Source organism: Novosphingobium sp. Leaf2 (assembly GCF_001421325.1).
In the GTDB taxonomy this organism is placed as follows: Bacteria; Pseudomonadota; Alphaproteobacteria; order Sphingomonadales; family Sphingomonadaceae; genus Novosphingobium.
The window spans coordinates 35,828-54,596 of the sequence record NZ_LMJY01000021.1; the positions used below are offsets into that span (position 1 = coordinate 35,828).

General features: G+C 62.5%; 12 protein-coding genes. 10 read left to right on the plus strand and 2 right to left on the minus strand.

Features of this window, described 5'->3' with window-relative positions; translation table 11 throughout:
* Window positions 1-134: 134 nt before the first annotated feature.
* The 10 genes from ASE49_RS16465 (at window position 135) to ASE49_RS16510 (ending at window position 15,959) form a co-directional block, all read left to right on the plus strand.
* Window positions 135-1,649: an MDR family MFS transporter gene (locus ASE49_RS16465; protein ID WP_056775056.1), complete on the plus strand. Its 1,515-nt coding sequence runs from the start codon at window positions 135-137 to the stop codon at window positions 1,647-1,649.
* 90 nt (window positions 1,650-1,739) lie between these two features.
* Entirely contained in the window at window positions 1,740-2,432 is a 693-nt protein-coding gene (gene rpiA / locus ASE49_RS16470) for a ribose-5-phosphate isomerase RpiA (RefSeq protein WP_056775256.1), read from the plus strand.
* 71 nt (window positions 2,433-2,503) lie between these two features.
* Window positions 2,504-3,631 carry a zinc-binding dehydrogenase gene (locus tag ASE49_RS16475; RefSeq protein ID WP_056775059.1) on the plus strand — a complete coding sequence of 376 codons (1,128 nt, stop codon included), beginning with the start codon at window positions 2,504-2,506 and terminating at the stop codon, window positions 3,629-3,631.
* 129 nt (window positions 3,632-3,760) lie between these two features.
* Window positions 3,761-5,848 (plus strand): transketolase, encoded by a 2,088-nt coding sequence (gene tkt, locus ASE49_RS16480; protein ID WP_056775060.1) that lies wholly within the window; start codon window positions 3,761-3,763, stop codon window positions 5,846-5,848.
* Window positions 5,848-8,622, plus strand: coding sequence for a bifunctional transaldolase/phosoglucose isomerase (locus ASE49_RS16485; protein ID WP_056775065.1), 2,775 nt, complete (start codon window positions 5,848-5,850; stop codon window positions 8,620-8,622). Before tkt ends, ASE49_RS16485 begins: the two co-directional genes overlap by 1 nt.
* A 17-nt stretch (window positions 8,623-8,639) precedes the next feature.
* The gene (gnd, locus tag ASE49_RS16490; RefSeq protein ID WP_056775068.1) at window positions 8,640-9,620 is read left to right on the plus strand and encodes a phosphogluconate dehydrogenase (NAD(+)-dependent, decarboxylating); all 981 of its coding nucleotides are present in this window, start codon (window positions 8,640-8,642) and stop codon (window positions 9,618-9,620) included.
* Window positions 9,617-11,089 (plus strand): glucose-6-phosphate dehydrogenase, encoded by a 1,473-nt coding sequence (gene zwf / locus ASE49_RS16495; protein WP_082456537.1) that lies wholly within the window; start codon window positions 9,617-9,619, stop codon window positions 11,087-11,089. The genes gnd and zwf overlap by 4 nt, the downstream gene beginning before the upstream one ends.
* Complete coding sequence (locus ASE49_RS16500) at window positions 11,086-11,916, plus strand: Cof-type HAD-IIB family hydrolase (protein ID WP_056775071.1); 831 nt, start codon at window positions 11,086-11,088, stop codon at window positions 11,914-11,916. Before zwf ends, ASE49_RS16500 begins: the two co-directional genes overlap by 4 nt.
* 177 nt (window positions 11,917-12,093) lie before the next feature.
* Window positions 12,094-14,241, plus strand: a complete 2,148-nt coding sequence (locus ASE49_RS16505; protein ID WP_056775073.1) for a histidine kinase dimerization/phosphoacceptor domain -containing protein — start codon at window positions 12,094-12,096, stop codon at window positions 14,239-14,241.
* On the plus strand, window positions 14,241-15,959 hold the full coding sequence (locus ASE49_RS16510) for a PAS domain-containing protein (RefSeq protein ID WP_056775075.1): 1,719 nt from the start codon (window positions 14,241-14,243) through the stop codon (window positions 15,957-15,959). Before ASE49_RS16505 ends, ASE49_RS16510 begins: the two co-directional genes overlap by 1 nt.
* Window positions 15,960-15,978: 19 nt before the next feature.
* On the opposite strand, the gene ASE49_RS16515 is transcribed toward ASE49_RS16510, so the two are convergent.
* Window positions 15,979-17,514: an MDR family MFS transporter gene (locus tag ASE49_RS16515; protein ID WP_056775078.1), complete on the minus strand. Its 1,536-nt coding sequence runs from the start codon at window positions 17,512-17,514 to the stop codon at window positions 15,979-15,981.
* Complete coding sequence (locus ASE49_RS16520) at window positions 17,511-18,686, minus strand: HlyD family secretion protein (protein WP_056775081.1); 1,176 nt, start codon at window positions 18,684-18,686, stop codon at window positions 17,511-17,513. Before ASE49_RS16520 ends, ASE49_RS16515 begins: the two co-directional genes overlap by 4 nt.
* Window positions 18,687-18,769: the final 83 nt, after the last annotated feature.

Consider the following 18,769-nt stretch of genomic DNA (forward strand, 5'->3'; position numbering starts at 1 on the left):
CAGCTATATAGCGGCCCTGCCAGCGCGCCTGTCTTGTCGCCTCCCTATCTCAAAAGGGTGCAAACGAACGCTTTTCAGTCCGACTATCCGGAATCGTCGATGATCCATGCCGTAACCATATCGCCAGAGGCTTCATGTTGAGGCCCCGCCGCCGGGGGATTGCCTCCGTCAATGCCGAAGTGCGCGATGGCATCGTGCCCGCTGGCGGCGCGCTTGCGAGAACCAGCGACCACGGCCCGGAAACGTCCGGCGCCAATTATCGGCTGGTTGCGCTCATCATCGCCTCGGCGCTGTTCATGGAATTCGTGGACTCGACCGTGCTGGCGACGGCGCTGCCCACGATGGCGCGTGACTTCGGCATTCGCCCGCAGGAAATGAGCGTCGCACTCACATCTTACTTGTTGGCGCTGGCCATCTTCATCCCGGCATCCGGTACCATCGCAGACCGATTTGGATCGCGCACCGTATTTCGCTGCGCGATCCTGCTGTTCGTGCTGGGCAGCCTGGCTTGCGGACAGTCCAGCTCTCTGGAAATGATGGTCGCCGCGCGGTTCCTGCAAGGGATCGGCGGGGCGATGATGATACCCGTGGGCCGGCTGGTGCTGCTACGCTCGGTCGCCAAGCGTGACATGGTGAACGCGATGTCTTGGCTGCTGGTGCCCGCGCTGATCGGTCCCATTCTCGGCCCGCCGCTTGGCGGCTTTATCGTTACTTATCTCGACTGGCGGTGGATATTCTACATCAACCTGCCGATGGGCGTTCTGGGTTTCTGGCTGGTCGGGCGTTTTATCGCCAATTTTCGCGAGGATAATCCCGCCCGCTTCGACACGCTCGGCTTCGCGCTCAGCGGGGTGTCGCTGGGTTGCCTGCTGTTCGGCTTTGAAATGGTCAGCCGCCCTGGCGAAGGTGCGATGGCAGGTACTCTTGTCACGGTCGGCGCGCTTGCCGGGTTCTTGTATGTCCGCCACGCCCTGGGGCGCAAGGATGCTATCCTCGATCTGGGATTGCTGCGTGATCCTACGTTCCGGCTGTCCGTAATCGCGGGCTCCATCACGCGCATAACCCAAGGCGCGCAGCCGTTCCTGCTGCCATTGATGATGCAGGTGGGCTTGGGCTTTTCGGCGGCACGCAGCGGCACCATCACCGTGGCAACGGCGATCGGTTCGCTGGCCATGAAAAGCCTGGCCCCCCGCATCCTGCGCCGCTTAGGCTTCCGGCGCTCGCTGGTATGGAACGGCGGCATCGCCACGCTGGGCTACGCCGTATGCGGCTTCTTCGGGCCGTCCTGGCCCGTGTGGGCGATGTTCGGCACCCTCATGCTGTGCGGGTTTTTCATGTCGTTCCAGTTCACTGCCTACAACACCATCGCGTACGACGGCGTGGATAAGCAGCACATGAGCAGCGCTACCGCATTCTATTCGACATTTCAGCAGCTCATGCTGTCGCTCGGGATATGCCTGGCGGCAGTGGCCTTGCATCTGACAACCATCGCCAACGGCCACGATGCTCCCCGGATCGGCGACTTTTCGGTGGCATTCTGGATTGTCACGGCGATTTCCTTCACCGCGACGTTCTGGAACCTGAAATTCGCGCCCGACGCAGGGGCGGAGATCAGCGGGCACGCCGCCGCTGCGGCCAAGCACGGCTAAGGTGGGCTTGGCAGGTTTCATGGGCCTATACGCAGGTATGGCCTTGCCAAGACCGTCCGTGGTTCCCAGCTTGCCCATGCCATGACCGAAATGATCACTTCTGACCTTGAAAAACGGACGGCTGCGCAAGCTGCTGTTCAAGAAGTCAGGGACGGTATGATCGTGGGTCTCGGCACCGGTAGCACTGCCGCGTTTGCCATCGCCGCGCTGGGGCAGCGCTGCCGGGAAGGACTGGCCATTCGTGCCGTGGCCACCTCGCAGCGCACGGAGGCGGCGGCCCGCGCCGAGGGCATCTCGATCATCGACTTTGCCGATGTGGCCGCGATAGACCTGTGCATCGATGGCGTGGACGAGATCGATCCGGACCTTCGCGCCATCAAGGGCGCGGGCGGCGCGCTGCTGCGGGAAAAGATCGTGGCGCAGGCGGCCAGGCGGATGGTTGCCATTTGCGGCGGTGGCAAGCAGGTTCCCAAGCTTGGACGCGGACCGCTGCCGATTGAAGTGCTGCCCTTTGCCCATACGTTTGTTGCCGCGCGCATCGCCGACCTGGGCGGGGCACCTGTGCTGCGGATTGGCGAGAACGGGGCACCCTACCGGACGGATCAGGACAACGTCGTGCTCGATTGTGGACTGCCGCAAGCCGGCGGGATCGGCGCATTCGTCATGGAATTGCAGCATGTGGCTGGTGTTCTGGGTCACGGCTATTTCCCGGACGAAATCGATGCTTTGTACGTTGGCCAGGTCGATGACGTGATGCGGATCGAGCGCTCCGGAACCGAATGAACAGACCTTACCCGATGCGGCAACCGGATGGGTGCCGCAGTGTTGATGCCACATAGAATTTGGAGACTACGATGACGACCAGCGGACGGGAACTGCGCTCCCTCATCGAGCAGGACGGCGCGCTCACACTGTCTCTCGAACCCGTGGACGTGGGCGATCCGGGCGACGACGAGATCGTCGTTCGGGTAGAAGCCGCTCCCATCAATCCAAGCGACCTTGGCTTGCTGGTTGGGCCGGCGGACGTCGGCTCGGCTGCGGTCGATGGCAACGCGGATCGCCCGGCGCTTAAAATGACGGTGCCGCAATCGCGCCTTGCCAGCGCCAAGGGGCGTATCGGCCAGTCGCTTCCCGCCGGCAACGAAGGCGCTGGCGTGGTGATCGCGGCAGGGCGCAACGTGAAGGACCTGGAAGGCAAGCGGGTCGGCATGATCGGTGGGGGGATGTATGCCGACTATCGCAAGATCGCCGCGCGCGATGTGATGGTGCTTCCCGAAGGCGCAAGTTCGGCCGATGGCGCAGCGATGTTCGTCAACCCGCTGACGGCGCTGGGTTTTGTGGAAACGGCGCACCGTGAAGGCCACAAGGCCATTGTCCATACCGCCGCCGCGTCGAACCTGGGTCAGATGCTGCAGCGCATCTGCCTGGCCGATGGTATTCCACTGGTCAACATCGTGCGCTCCCAGCAGCAGGCCGATATTCTGCGCAAGATCGGCGCTCAGTACGTCGTCGACAGCACCGCGCCCGACTTTCGCGAGCAGCTTGCCAAAGCCATCGCCGAAACAGGCGCCACCATCGCGTTCGACGCGATCGGTGGTGGCACGATAGGCAGCGACATCCTGCGGGCGATGGAAAAGGCGGCGGTGGAGTCGAGCAGCGAGTTCAATCGCTATGGCTCAGAGACGTTCAAGCAGCTTTACATTTACGGCGTGCTCGATTTTTCCCCCACGGTTCTGGACAGGGTCGCTTTCGGCTTTCACTGGTCCGCAGGCGGCTGGTTGCTATTTCCGTTTCTGGGCACGGTCGGGCCAGAGGTCGCCGGGCGCATGCGTGAGCGCGTGGTGCGTGAACTCAAAACCACATTCGCCAGCCACTATTCGCGCACGATCAGCCTCGCCGAAGCCCTTCAGCCGGACGTTTTGCGCGCCTACGAAAAGAAGGCGACCGGCGAGAAATTCCTCATAGACCCGACGCGCGGCTGAGATCATTTTGCACTGCAGCACGGTTGATCCCGTGCTGCGCTCATCTCGGAACAATTGTGGGAGCGGAGCGGCCTTTCGCTCGTTCAGCAACAAACATTAACATTCCCGGAAAGCTGACAGGAGACCCTCATGGCCAGCACCAACACCGCTCCCCCTCCGACATCCGGCGCCGTCGATCAGACGACCGCCATCAATACGATTCGCACGCTGGCCATGGATGCGGTGCAAAAGGCAAATTCCGGTCATCCGGGAACGCCCATGGCGATGGCGCCGGTAGGCTATACGCTGTGGCGGGATTTCCTGCGCTACGACCCCCAAACCCCGGACTGGCCGAACCGGGACCGCTTCGTGCTGTCGATCGGCCATGCTTCGATGCTGCTATACGCACTGCTGCATCTTTCCGGTGTTGAGGAAATCGGGCCGGATGGCGGCAAGACCGGCAAGCCGGCTGTCAGCCTGGATGACATCCGCGAATTTCGCCAGCTCGGCTCCAAAACGCCGGGCCATCCAGAATACCGCATGACCACCGGCGTCGAAACGACCACTGGCCCACTTGGGCAGGGCGTTGCCAACGCAGTTGGTATGGCGATCGCCGGACGGTCGCTTGCGGCCCGTTTCAATCGCCCCGATTTCACGCTGTTCGACTATGACGTCTATGCGCTGTGCGGCGATGGCGACATGATGGAAGGCATATCGAGTGAAGCCGCCTCAATGGCCGGCCACTTGCGGCTTTCAAACTTGTGCTGGATCTACGACAGCAACCACATCACCATCGAAGGCGGCACCAGCCTTGCGTTCGACGAAGACGTGGGCAAGCGCTTCGAAGCGTATGGCTGGGCGGTGATCCATGTCGATGACGCCAACGATACGGGCGCGCTCGCCAAGGCATTCGAAACGTTCCGGGCCACCGACGATCGCCCGACGATGATTATCGTGCACTCGGTCATCGGCTGGGGTTCGCCGCGCGCTGGCAGCGAAAAGGCGCATGGCGAGCCGCTGGGTGAGGACAATATCCGCGCAACCAAGCGCGCTTATGGCTGGCCGGAGGACGCATCGTTCCTGGTGCCTGAAGGCGTCGCCCAAGACCTGAACGCTGCCATGAAAGCGAACGGCGGCAAGGCGCGCGCGGAATGGGAAAGCCTATTCGAACGCTACCGCGCGCAGTTCCCCGAGCTTGCCGAGGAACTGGACCACTTGCGCCAAGGCAAAATCGCCAGCGACTGGGCGCAGGACATTCCGGAATTTCCTGCAGACGCCAAAGGCTTGGCCTCGCGCGAATCCGGTGGCAAGGTGATCAACGCGATTGCGCCGCATGTGCCGTTGCTGATCGGCGGCGCGGCGGACCTGTCGCCTTCCACGAAAACCAACCTGACCTTCGAAGGCGCGGGCTCTCTGGAAGCGGATACCCCCGGCGGTCGCAACATGCACTTCGGCATTCGCGAACACGCGATGGGGGCGATCGCCAACGGCATGGCGCTGTCGTACGTGCGCTCCTACACCGCGACGTTCCTGGTTTTTGCGGATTACATGCGCGCGCCGATCCGGCTGGCGGCAATCATGGAATTGCCGACGACTTTCGTCTTCACGCACGATTCCATCGGCGTGGGCGAAGACGGGCCGACCCACCAGCCGATCGAGCATCTCGCCACCCTGCGCGCGATACCCGGTCTGGTGACGATTCGCCCGGCAGACGCGAACGAAGTTGCCGAGGCGTGGAAGGTGGCGATGGAATCCTCCAACGCGCCGACTGCGCTGATCTTCTCGCGGCAGGCCCTCCCTACGCTGGACCGCACCCGCTTTGCCGCGGCAAGCGGGCTGAAGCGGGGCGCTTATGTACTGGACGATACGGGACAGGGCGATCCGCAAGTGATCCTGATCGCAACCGGCAGCGAAGTGTCGCTGGCGATCGCGGCGCACAAGGAACTTGCCTCACAAGGCGTGCGTTCGCGGGTGGTGTCCATGCCAAGCTGGGAATTGTTCGAAAAGCAGGACGAAGCGTATCGCCACAGCGTTTTGCCCCCCGGCGTTCGCGCGCGCATCGCCATCGAGCAGGCCGGACGGTTGGGATGGGACCGCTATGTCGGGCTCGATGGAGCGACCGTCACCATGTCTACCTTCGGCGCATCGGCCCCGCTTGCCAAGCTGCAGGCCAAGTTCGGCTTCACTGTCGATAACGTCGTTAAGGTCGCCACAGACCTCATTGAGAAAGCACGCTAATGACCAGCCGTCTTGCACAACTTCGGGATGCCGGTCAGGCACCCTGGCTTGACTTCATCGATCATGACCTGCTCGCCAGCGGCCGGTTGGCGCACCTGATAGCGGACGACGGCGTGACCGGCGTCACGTCCAACCCGTCGATCTTCCAGAAGGCTTTGGCCGACCGCGCAGTGGACGATGGCAATGGCACCTCCAGCGCCATCTACGAGCGTGAAGCGATTGGCGATATTCAGGGCGCGGCGGATGCGCTGCGCGCCACGTATGATCGTCTCGAAGGCCGGGACGGATATGTGAGCCTGGAAGTCTCGCCATACGCTGCGAACGATACCGAACAGACGATTTCCGAAGCGCGGAGGCTGTGGGCGGCGGTCGATCGCCCCAACCTCATGGTCAAGGTGCCCGGCACGCCCGCCGGTGTGCCCGCCATCAGGCAGCTGATCGAGGACGGGATCAACATCAACGTCACGCTGCTGTTCGCCGTATCCGCCTATGAGGACGTGGCCGAAGCGTATCAGGCCGGGCTCGAAGCGCGCGTCGCCAAGGGCGAGCCGATCGAAAAAATTGCCAGCGTCGCGAGCTTTTTCGTCAGCCGGATCGACGGCATGATCGACAAGGCCATCGACGAGCGCGTTGATGGCGACGACAAGGATGCGGACCGCCTTCGCGCGGTGCGTGGCAAAGTGGCCATCGCGAACGCCAAGCTCGCGTATCAGAGCTATCTCCGGATGGTTCAGTCAGACCGCTGGCAGGCGCTGGTTGCCAAGGGTGCGAAACCGCAGCGTTTGCTCTGGGCGTCTACCGGCACCAAGGACCCCGCGTATTCCGATACGCTGTATGTGGATACGCTGATCGGTCCGGATACGGTCAACACCATGCCGCCCAAGACGATGGACGCGTTTCGCGATCACGGCACCGTGGCCATGACCCTGACTGCGGATGTCGATGCGGCGAAACAGGTTCTGGCAGACGCTGACGCGTTGGGGCTGGACCTGCCGGGCGTTACCGAACGCTTGCTCACCGATGGACTGGCACAGTTCGCCGAGGCATTCGACGGACTGCTGGGAACGGTGGCGGAAGGTCGCACCAAGTGGCTCGGCGACAAACTCAACACCATGGCCACGCACCTGCCGCAGCCCTTGGCAGATGCGGTGGAAGCGCGGCTGGAAACCGCCCGCAAGGAGGGCTGGGCACGGCAGCTGTGGGCGGGCGATGCCACGCTGTGGACCAACGCGGACGAGAGCAAGTGGCTGGGCTGGCTTGCCGCCGGGCAAGGCCAACAGGTTGATTTCGATGAATTGGCCAAGCTAGCGGGCGATGCAGGCGACTACCGCGATGCGGTGCTGCTGGGCATGGGCGGCTCCAGCCTCGGGCCGGAAGTGCTTTCGCTGGTGATCGGGTCCGCTGCCGGGCATCCGCAACTGCATGTGCTGGACACCACCGACCCTGAACAGATCGGCGCGGTTGCCAGCAAGATCGATGCGAAGAACACACTGTTTATCGTGTCGTCCAAGTCCGGCTCGACAATGGAGCCCGAGCTGCTGCGTGCCTTCTTCTACGATGCCGCGGGGCAGCAGGGCAATAATTTCGTTGCCGTGACAGACCCCGGCTCCAAGCTGGAAGCCAAGGCCAAGGCGGACGGGTACCGGCAGATATTCCCCGGCGATCCGGCTATCGGCGGACGGTATTCGGTACTTTCCGTGTTCGGCATGGTGCCGGCAGCGGCGATGGGTATCGACGTAAAGGCGCTGTTCGCGCAGACCCGGCCCATGGTGCTGGCCTGCGGAGATGACGTGCCGCCCGCACACAACCCCGGCCTGCATCTTGGCGCAATCCTTGGCGAAGCGTCGGTAGCAGGGCGTGACAAGCTGACCATCGTCACGTCAAAAGGCGTTGCCGCCTTCGGTTCGTGGCTTGAGCAACTGTTGGCCGAATCCACCGGCAAGCAGGGCAAGGGCATCGTTCCGGTAGACCTCGAGCCGCTGAGCACGCCCGATGTGTACGGCGATGATCGGGTTTTCGCGCATATCCGTCTCGCCAGTGATGTGGATGACGGCACCGAGGCAAAGCTGGCGGCGTTGGCAGAAGCCGGTCATCCGGTGGTGTCCATCGAAGTGACCACGCCGATGCAGCTGGGTCAGGAATTCTTCCGCTGGGAAATGGCCACGGCAACTGCTGGCGCGGTAATTGGCATCGATCCGTTCGACCAGCCAGATGTGGAGGACGCCAAAGTCGCCACGCGCAAGCTGGTCGATGCCTACGAGCAATCCGGCGCGCTGGAGCCCGAAAAGCCGGTATGGGAAGATGATGCCGTGGCGGTATTTGCACCGAAGGACGGAGACTTTGCCGGCCTCGATCTGCAAGGCATTCTGGCCCGCCATCTGGAAACGCTTAAGCCCGGCAGTTACTTCGGTATCCTGGCGTATATCGAGCGTGATGCCCAGGACAGCGATGCCATCGTGCGGATGCGCGCTGCAGTCCGCGACGCGCGCGGCGTGGCGACGGTTGGGGGCTTCGGCCCGCGCTTCCTGCATTCCACCGGCCAGGCGTATAAAGGCGGCCCGGTGACCGGCACGTTCCTTGAGATTACGCGGACGCCGGCAAAAGACCTCATCATTCCGGGCCACCGCGCCAGCTTCGGCACGGTGCAACTGGCGCAGGCGCGCGGCGATCTCGATGTGCTGGCGGACCGGGGCCAGCATGCCCTGCGCGTCCATCTCAAGACCGATGATCTCGGTGCCATCGACGCCGCGCTCGCGTCTGCTCTCACTCTTTGACACACAAGGAAAATTCCATGCGTATTGCCGTTGTAGGCCTTGGCCGGATGGGTGCGAACATCGCGCGCAGGCTGATGCGGGGCAGCCACGAAGTTGTGGCGTTCGATCGCAACGAGCCGGCCGTGAAGGCGCTTGCGGATGAGGGCGCAATTGCCGCAACCTCTATCGCGGACGCGGCCGCCAAGTTCGAAGGCGGTCCGCGTATCTTCTGGGTCATGCTGCCCGCCGGTGACCCGACCGAGCAGACCATCGCGCAGCTGACCGATATTCTCTCGGACGGCGATATCATCATCGATGGCGGCAATACCTTCTACAAGGACGACATTCGCCGCGCGAAGTTACTGCGCGAAAAAGGCTTGAAGTACGTTGATGTCGGCACCTCGGGCGGCGTCTGGGGCCTGGAGCGCGGGTATTGCATGATGATCGGCGGTGACAAGGATACCGTCGATCTGCTCGACCCGATCTTCTGCGCATTGGCCCCCGGCCTTGGCAGCATCCCACGCACCGAAGGGCGTGACGGCGAAGATGATCGGGCCGAACGCGGGTATATCCATGCGGGGCCAGCGGGCGCGGGCCACTTCGTCAAGATGGTGCACAACGGCATCGAATATGGCCTGATGCAGGCCTACGCCGAGGGTTTCGACGTGCTGAAGGGCAAGGCGTCCAAGAAGCTGCCCGAAGACGAACGCTTCGAAATCAATTTGCCCGACGTTGCAGAAGTGTGGCGGCGTGGTAGCGTGATTTCATCCTGGCTGCTCGATCTCACCGCGATCGGCCTGGCCAAGGATCATAACCTCGACCATTTCTCCGGTCACGTGGCGGACTCGGGCGAGGGACAGTGGACGATCGATGCCGCCATGGAAGAGGCAGTGCCGGTGTATGTGCTGTCTGCAGCCCTGTTCGCCCGCTATCGCAGCCGCGTGGACACCACCTTCGGTGACAAGCTGCTGTCGGCCATGCGCTATGGTTTTGGCGGCCACGTAGAGATGCCCCAGTGAGCGAGCCCGGCAGCGCGGCCGCGCCAGTTGCGCCGCCCGCAACGCTGGTGATCTTCGGCGCTATGGGCGATCTAGCGCGCCGCCTGCTGGTGCCCTCGATCTTCAACCTCGCCCGGGATGGCCCGATACCAGACGATTTTGCGATCCTGGGCGTCAGTTACCACGATGTGGGTGACGAGGATTTGCGCGCGTCGGTCGAGGCCTTCATCCCGGACGAGGAGCGCGGCGGCAAGGCTTGGCAATCGCTGCGGGAGCGGATCGCCTATCATAAAGGCGATTTCACCGAAGCGGGCACGTACGAAAGCCTGGCCAAGCGGGTGGATGCCAACGCGTTGTTCTACCTGGCGACCGCGCCGCAGTTTTTCGGCACGATCGTCGATGCCCTATCCCGTGCCAAAATGCTGGATGAGGAAAAGGGCTTTCGCCGGGTGCTGATCGAAAAGCCGTTCGGCAACGATCTTGAATCTGCCCGCGCGCTCAATCGCCAGATTCTGGCCTGCATTCCCGAAACCCAGATCTACCGGGTCGATCATTTCCTCGGCAAGGAGACCGTCCAGAACATCATGGTGGCTCGCTTCGGCAATCATCTGTTCGAGGCGATCTGGAACAACCGCTATATCGATCATGTTCAGATCACCGCCGCCGAAACCGTGGCGGTGGACAGCCGGGGCAAGTTCTACGACGCCACCGGCGCGCTGCGCGACATGGTGCCCAACCACTTGTTCCAACTGCTGTCCATGGTGGCGATGGAACCACCAAACTCGTTCGACGCCGAAGCGATTCGCAACGAGAAGGCAAAAGTTCTGTCAGCGGTGCGCGGTCCGCGTGCGAATGAAGTAAAGGCAGACGCGGTGCGCGGACGCTACCGGACTGGTAAAGCCGGGGGCAAGAAAGTACCCGATTTCCGCAACGAAGCGGACGTTGCCGCAGATAGCCGGACCGAGACGTACGCGGCACTGAAGGTAGGCATCGACTCCTGGCGCTGGGTTGGCGTGCCGTTCTATCTGCGTACCGGCAAGGCACTGAGCGCGCGCGATACGGAAATCGTGCTCCAGTTCAAGCCGGTGGCCTTCGCGCTCTTCCGCGATACCGATGTGGACAAGCTGCCGCCCAATCGCCTCGTGCTGCAGATCCAGCCGCACGAGGGTATATCCCTCAAATTTCTGGCCAAAAAGCCGGGGCCGGTTGTCGATACCGCGGAAGTCAGCATGGATTTTTCCTATGCCGATACATTCGATCTTGGCCACCGAACTGGATACGAAACGCTGCTCTACGATGCATTGACCGGCGATCAGACGCTGTTCCAGCGCGCGGACATGATCGAAGCGGGCTGGGCCGCCGTGCAGCCCGTGCTGGACGCGTGGGGCAAGGACGGTGAGCCGGAAGATTACGATGCCGGCAGCGAGGGCCCTAAGGGCGCCGCCGCCTTGCTGGAGCGGGACGGCCGGCACTGGAACACATTGTCATGAGCGAGAAACCGGCCATCCGCCTGCTGATTTCCGACATCGACGGGACGTTGGTGCGCTCGGACAAGTCGCTTGCTCCCGCGACCGTCGCCGCTGCGAAGAAACTGGTCGATGCCGGCGTGTCGATGAGCCTTATCAGCGCGCGTCCCCCATCCGGCATCCGCTGGATCATCGATGAACTCGATATGCCCGGCCCGTTCGGCGCGTTCAACGGCGGAACCTTGTTCAAGCGCGACGGCAGCGTGATTGAGCGGCACGGGGTGGACCCGGAAACCGCAAAGACGATCCTGCGCCTGATCGCAAAGGCCGAGACCACATGCTGGGTATTCGCGGACGGCCATTGGTACTCCAACGCCGCCGACGAGCCGCATAATGCCCGCGAGGTGAAGTCTGCCGGCGTAAAGCCCGACATCGTCGACAACTTCGACGGATTGACCGAGCGGGTGGACAAGATCGTGGCGGTGAGCGACGATCATGAGGCTTTGAAAGTGCTGGAGCGCCAAGCGATCGAAGCCGCTGGCGACAAGGCCACCATCGCCCGTTCGCAGTTGTACTACCTTGATGTCACCGCCCCCACGGCCAACAAAGGCGATGGCGTTGCCAGGATCGCGGACGCCTTTGGCGTTTCGCTGGCTGACACGGCGGTGATCGGCGATCAGGCGAATGACCTGCCAATGTTTGCGCGCGCGGGCGTGTCGGTAGTCATGGGGCAGGCGCCGGACGAGGTAAAGGCCAAGGCAGATTACCAAACGTCATCGTGCGATGAAGACGGCGCTGCCGCAGCGATCGAGCAGATTCTGGCTGGAGAAATTTCCATACCGCCAAAGTGACCGCTGCCACAAGCGTGCATCATTATTTATGATCACTTTTGAACTTTCATATAGTCGATAGTGTATCGTTTCGTATCGCTATTGTCTTTGTGACGCCTCGTGACTTCCCACGCTGCCCAACCTTGCTTAAGGAGCTAATCTGGCGCGACTGCCGATTGGTCGCTAAACGTGGTGACCATGGATCTGACGCAGTGCGACCGCGAACCTATTCACGTCCCGGGGGCTATCCAGCCCCACGGGGCGCTATTGGTTGCGTCGGCGGATGATCTTGTCATTGTTGGCGGTGCCGGCGATCTGGAAGCGCGCTTCGGGGCACCCTGGCAGGGGCAGCTGGTCGCGGCGTTGCTGGGATTCGAGACGGCGCAGAAGCTGGCCTCATGCAGCACCGACAAGTGCCCGCTGGGTTGGCTGCCCAATCTTGGCAGCAATGCGGTAGCGTTTCGGGCCGACGGTCACTGGCTGATCCAGATCGAGCCATCGGAAGGCCCGGAACTCGCCGTCGATATTCTGGGCTGGATCGATGATGTGGGCGGCCATTTCGAACGTGCTGCTGGGCTGAAGGACTTGTGCCAGCGGGCCGCGGAAAGCTTCAGCGAACTGACCGGCTATGACCGGGTAATGATCTACCGCTTCCTTGATGATGAGGCCGGAACAGTAGTCGCCGAAGCCACGAAGCCGGGCATGAGCAGCTTCATGAATCATCACTTCCCGGCCTCCGACATTCCCAAGCAGGCACGCGCGCTGTATGTGCGCAATCGGGTCCGGGTGATCCCGGACGTGCATTACACGCCGCAACCAATCCGGCCCGAAGCGCTGGCGGGCATTGACTTGTCGGATGTCGAGCTGCGCAGCGTGTCGCCGATCCATGTGCAGTATCTCAAGAACATGGGCGTCGGCGCATCGGCGTCTGTGTCCATCGTGCGTGACGGGCTGCTATGGGGCCTGGTAGCTTGTCATAATCAGACGCCGCGCAACCTTGGCATGGCCCAGCGCCGCGCCGCCCAGCTGGTCGCTGGCGGGATGGCGCGCCAGATCGGCGCCAAGGAGGAGGCGGAGGTCTATCGTCAGCGCATCCGCGTCCGCACCGAGGAAGACGCGCTTCAGGGCAAGCTGGCCGGCAGCGAACCGCTGTTCGATTTGCTGGCGGCCGCGTCGGATAGTCTGATGCGCATGTTCGACGCCGATGGCTTTGCCATCGTGCATGGCGCGCAGGTGCATATGCACGGTGAATGCCCTGATCGCGACGGCGTTCGCGAAATCGCCGACTGGGCCCGGACGCGCGGTGCTGCGCCGTTTCATACGCATGAGTTGTCGCGCCATTTTGCTGCTGCGTCCGCCTATCGCGCGCATGCCAGCGGGCTGATTTCGCTCACGCTGTCCACGCGCATCCCTACGGTGCTGCTGTGGTTGCGGGCGGAAGCACCGCAAGTCGTGGAATGGGCCGGCAATCCCCACAAGGCCGTCGCGCTCAAGGACGGCGAGATACTCACCCCGCGCGCCTCGTTCGACGCGTGGACGGAAGTTGTCCGCAGCCGCGCGCGGCCCTGGTCGATCGCCGAGACCGAAGGGGCGCACCGCCTACTGGCAAAGCTGTACGATGTTCGGCAGAACCAGCGTGTCAGGGACTTGGCCGACAGTCTGACCGTGGCGGTGGCCGACAAGGAGCGATTGCTTGAGCAAAAGGATGTTCTGCTCAAGGAAGTGAACCACCGCGTCCAGAACAGTATTCAGCTGATCATCACGTTCCTGTCGATGCAGGCGCGCAGCAGCGACGACCCAACCGTGCAGCGCCATCTGGCCGAAGCGCAAAGTCGCCTTTCAGCGGTGTCGCTGGTGTACCGTCGCCTGTATTCAGACGACAACGTCGAGACCGTCGATCTTTCGCGCTATCTCGAAGAGTTGGTGAAAGATCTGGATACGGCCATGGGTCCGGAATGGGCAGGTTGTGTCGCGACGGATTTTGCGCCGGTGATTATCCCTGCAGACGATGCCGTGCGGGTCGGCCTGATCCTTGTCGAACTCGTCATCAACGCGCAGAAATACGCGTATGGCGGCGCGCCAGGCCCGATTTCGATAATCCTGGAGCAGCACCGCAATCGTTTCCGCCTGATCGTTAGCGATCGTGGCGGTGGGCGCAGCGGCACACGCCGCGGTTTCGGGTCCCGCATGCTGGACGCGATGGTCAAAAGCCTGTCGGGAACGATGGAAGACTCCGATAACCTGCCGGGCTTGCGTGTGATCCTCTCCGCACCTATCGGCACGCCCGGTACACATGCATATCAGCCGGTGTTTGCCAGCGAATCGAATAGTGACAGGGCCGACTGATGGGTGACGATGAAGCAACCGGCATCCCTGCGAATGGCGAGATGGTATCGCCCCACGACGATATACTGGGGCGGAGCGGCGGCCATCAGCATTGGCGCCAAAGCGTCATAACTAACCCGTCGCTGAGCGAGCGAAGCGGGATCTTCTTTGCGGCGATCGAAATGACCCGCATGCCGATGATCCTGACCGACCCGTCCAAGGACGACAATCCGATCGCATTCGCCAACAACGCGTTTCTGGACCTGACCGGCTATGACATGTCGGAGATAGTGGGACGGAACTGCCGCTTTCTGCAAGGGCCCCAGACGGACCGTGACGTCGTTCGCCAGTTGCGTGAAAGCGTTGCGCGGCGCGAGGCGATCAGCGTCGAGATCCTTAATTATCGGCGTGATGGCACCCCGTTCTGGAACGGCGTGTTCATCGGACCGGTCTTCGATCCTGACGGTAACCTGTTGTATTTTTTCGCAAGTCAGCTGGATGTCACTGCGCGCAAAGAGGCGGAATCCAAGCAGCTTCAATCACAGAAAATGGAGTCGGTCGGCCAGCTTACCGCGGGTTTGGCCCATGATTTCAACAACATGCTGCAGGTCCTTCGCGGCAGTCTGGAACGGATGGCGGCGCGGCGCGACGATGAGCGTGCATTCAACCGCTTTCATTCTGCCGCCACCCAGGCAGCGGAGCGGGGCACCAAGCTGACGCAGCAGCTGTTATCCTTCGCGCGGCGCAGCCGGTTGGAGCCGCAGAGCGTCGAGCTCTCGGGCCTGGTGGCGTCGATTGCCGAACTGCTGGAATCCACGGTGGGATCGCGCAGTGAATTGCAGCTCAATCTGCGCCGGCGCCTGCCTGACATCGAGGTCGATCCCAACCATCTTGAAATGGCGCTGCTGAACGTGGTGGTCAACGCGCGCGACGCGGTGGCGGCCGGCGGCCTGATCACCATCTCCACCGGAACCCGGGTGGTCGATGAAGCCAATCCGATCGTGGGTCTACGCGCCGGCACATACGTGACCCTACAAGTGACGGATGACGGCGCTGGCATGTCCGAAGAGGTCCTGCGCCGCGCGGTTGAGCCTTTCTTCACCACCAAGCCCAAAGGGGCGGGAACCGGCCTGGGGCTGGCGACGGCGCACGGATTTGCGCTGCAATCGAACGGCGTGCTGGTGATAGATAGCGAGGAACGCAAGGGCACGACCGTATCGTTCTACTTCCCGCTGGCCGGCCAAGAAGATCGCCAGCGCGCCGTGGTGCCCGACACCAGCGGTTTTCATCCAGAGGAAGTCGATACCGACAGCCCGCCGATGATCCTTGTTGTCGAGGACGAAGAGGCCATCGCCAGTCTGGCCGAAGATGCGTTGACCGAGGTCGGCTATCGGGTGCGGATCGCGTACGACGCGGATCAGGCGATGGACGCGTTCAAGGAACTGCGCGCGAAGGACGACGTGGCGCTGGTGTTTTCCGATGTGGTCATGCCGGGCAACCGCAACGGGCTGGAACTTGCTCACGATATCAGGGCCATAGACCCGAATGTTCCGATCCTTATGACGACCGGTTACAATGATGAAATGTCGCTGCAAGGCCCGCGACCCGATGCGCTGGACGTGCTGGGTAAGCCGTATCGTCGCAGCGAATTGATTTCCCGGGTGCAAGCGGCGATCCGTCGCGGCGGTCGCGACAGGCAGAGCCATACGCTGTCCGATTTCGGCCACGCCGAGGGCTGAGCCCCGGCGCAACTGCCTGTCAGTGCCCGGTCACCATCGGTGCATGCTTGGGCAGGGGGCGTAGCAAAAGCCCGAGCGGGACGACGAAGACGATGCCTACGGACATGATCCAGAACATGTCTGCATAGGTCATCGTCAGGGCCTGCGTCTGGATCGTGCGCGAGATGGAGCGCAACGCGCCGCTGCCCTGGCTTGCTACGTAATCTTGTACCGCGAGCGAGTTCGCGTTCAGATTTTCTTCAAGCCGCCGACTATGCAGCCACAAGCGCTGGTCCTGGATGATGGCGATGCCGGCCAGCGCGAGTGATCCTCCCAGGTTGCGGGCGGCATTATACAGACCGGATGCATCGCCCGCTTCTTCCGGCGGCACCGAACGGATGGCTGCCTGATTGAGAAACATCATGCAAAACACGGTGCCAACACCGCGCAAAAGTTGCGATTCAACGAAGTCGCTGCCGTCTGAAATTGCTGTAAGTCCTGTCTCCAGCCATGCGCTGAGCGCCAGAACGGACAGCCCCATGCACACCGAGATCCGGATATCGACATTGCGCAGCAGCCACGGGGTGACGGGCATCATCAGCATGACCGGGATACCCGAAAGCATCACCACCTGCCCCGACTGGAGCGAGTTGTAACCTGCGATCGTGGCCAGGAACTGGGGGATCACATACGACGTGCCGTAAATCACCATGCCCACGACCATGACCATGATCACGACGCTGCCAAACTGCCGGTTCAGCAACAGCCGCAAGCGGATAACAGGTTTGCTTGAGGTGATTTGACCAAGCCCCAACAGCATGAAGCCCAGCAACGAAACCGCCGAGATCGTGAGGATCAACGAGGACGAAAACCACTGTTCTCGCTCTCCTTCCTCCAGCACCACCGTCAGCCCGCCCAGACCGAGTGCAAGCCCGGCGATGCCCAGCCAATCAGCCTCACGAATGAGGTTGAGCTTGGCCGGTTGATGGGGGATGGCGAGCAGCAACAGCGAAATCAGGCCTATTCCCACCGGTAGGTTCAGGAAAAACGCGTAGTGCCAGCTGACGTTTTCGGTCAGCCAGCCACCGAGCACCGGCCCGACGACAGGGCCGAGCAGCGCCGTCGCACCAAACAGCGCATTGCCCACCGGCTGCTGTGAGCGGGGCAGGCGGGTAGCCACGATCGTCATGGCCGTGGGAATGAGGGCACCGCCGGTAAACCCTTGCCCGATGCGGCCCACGATCATCATCGGCAGGGTGGTGGACAACCCGCACATGATCGAAAAAAGCGTGAACAGCGATGCCGCGACCAGCAGCAGCGTGCGCAGACCCAGCAGACGTTCAAGCCAACCGGAAAGCGGGATCACCACGATTTCGGCCACCAGATAGGCGGTGGCGATCCACGTACCTTCCGTGCCGCTAGCCCCGATCTCGCCCTGGATGGTGGGCAGGGACGAATTGACGATGGACACGTCCAAGGTCGCCATCAACGCGCCGAGCGTGCCCGCTGCCACCGCCAGCCATGCCGCGGTATCCGCGCGCGGTTCAGCTTGCGCCGTCGCGGCCTGTGCGCTCACTTGCTGGCGTCCAGGCGGGCCTTTTCCTGATCCGCGATCTGGCGCTGCGTCCCTTTAGCCGGAAGCGTGTCCACGGTCACCGTGACGGACAGGCCCGGAACCAGCACCCGTCGTGCGTCGGGCCCTGCGTCAAGCGCGATGCGAACCGGTACGCGCTGGACGATCTTGGTGAAGTTGCCGGTGGCGTTTTCAGGGGGCAACAACGAGAACTGTGCGCCGGTGCCGGGGGAAATGCTCTCCACGTGGCCGGATACCTCTGTGCCATCCAGCGCGTCCACCTTGATTGTCGCACGCTGGCCGGGCCGCATCAGGCCGATCTGGGTCTCTTTGAAGTTCGCGGTCACATACAGCTTGGAGAGGGGGACGACCGTCATCAACCGCGTGCCGGCCTGTACGAACTGCCCCACGCGGACACTGCGATCGCCCACGCGTCCGGGTTCACTGGCCTTGATAACCGTGGCACCGACGTTGACATGCGCGGCGTCCAACTGCGCTTGCGCCGCTTCGCCTTGCGCGGCAGCCTGGCGTATTTGCGCATCTAGACCATTGACCCTGCGCTCTGCCGCTAGCAGCGCGGCGCGCTGGGCGGCGACCGCCGCACGGGCCTTGATCGCATCGTTACGCAAAGTAGCGAAGCGTTCGCGGGTTTCCGCGCCAGTGGCGGCCAGCGGGGCGTATCGGTTTGCCTCCTGCTCGGCGAACCGGGCATCTGCCTCAGCGGATTTCAACTGGGCACGGGCTTGGCTGATCGCCGCTTCCTGCTCGCCGATGGTGGCTCGCACGTTGTCGGCATTGGCCTTGGCCACGTCGATCTGAGCGCGATATTGCTGGGCCTGGGCGGTATAGTCGCGAGGGTCGATCCGGACCAACGGTTGTCCTGCCTTGACGTCCTGATTGTCACTGACGAGAACGGCCTGGACGTAGCCGGAAACCTTGGGCGCGATGGTTACCGCATCTGCCTGGATATAGGCGTCGTTGGTATCCTGCATGTACTTGCCGCGGGTCTGATAATCAAACAGCCAGACCGCCCCCAGTACTAATGCGACGATAACCCCGATCACCAGCACCCGGCGGACCGCCGGGCGCTTGAGCGCCGGCGTTCGTCCGCCATCGTTCGAGGTGGATTGATCAGACACGGACCGCTCCTGCGATTCGCTTGATTCGGTTGCCATCAATCATGTCCGTGTAATTGCGCTGCATCGCCGCGAAAACCCGGCGCCTGTCCGCTCGTAGGCACTATGCAGTAGGCACGGCA

Excerpts from the sequence above, each read along its gene's own strand:
- ASE49_RS16505 (WP_056775073.1), top strand. The coding sequence starts at position 12,094 with ATGGATCTGACGCAGTGCGACCGCGAACCTATTCACGTCCCGGGGGCT.
- ASE49_RS16475 (WP_056775059.1), top strand. The coding sequence starts at position 2,504 with ATGACGACCAGCGGACGGGAACTGCGCTCCCTCATCGAGCAGGACGGC.
- rpiA (WP_056775256.1), top strand. The coding sequence starts at position 1,740 with ATGATCACTTCTGACCTTGAAAAACGGACGGCTGCGCAAGCTGCTGTT.
- ASE49_RS16485 (WP_056775065.1), top strand. The coding sequence starts at position 5,848 with ATGACCAGCCGTCTTGCACAACTTCGGGATGCCGGTCAGGCACCCTGG.
- ASE49_RS16520 (WP_056775081.1), bottom strand. The coding sequence starts at position 18,686 with ATGGCAACCGAATCAAGCGAATCGCAGGAGCGGTCCGTGTCTGATCAA.
- ASE49_RS16510 (WP_056775075.1), top strand. The coding sequence starts at position 14,241 with ATGGGTGACGATGAAGCAACCGGCATCCCTGCGAATGGCGAGATGGTA.
- ASE49_RS16500 (WP_056775071.1), top strand. The coding sequence starts at position 11,086 with ATGAGCGAGAAACCGGCCATCCGCCTGCTGATTTCCGACATCGACGGG.
- gnd (WP_056775068.1), top strand. The coding sequence starts at position 8,640 with ATGCGTATTGCCGTTGTAGGCCTTGGCCGGATGGGTGCGAACATCGCG.
- tkt (WP_056775060.1), top strand. The coding sequence starts at position 3,761 with ATGGCCAGCACCAACACCGCTCCCCCTCCGACATCCGGCGCCGTCGAT.
- ASE49_RS16465 (WP_056775056.1), top strand. The coding sequence starts at position 135 with ATGTTGAGGCCCCGCCGCCGGGGGATTGCCTCCGTCAATGCCGAAGTG.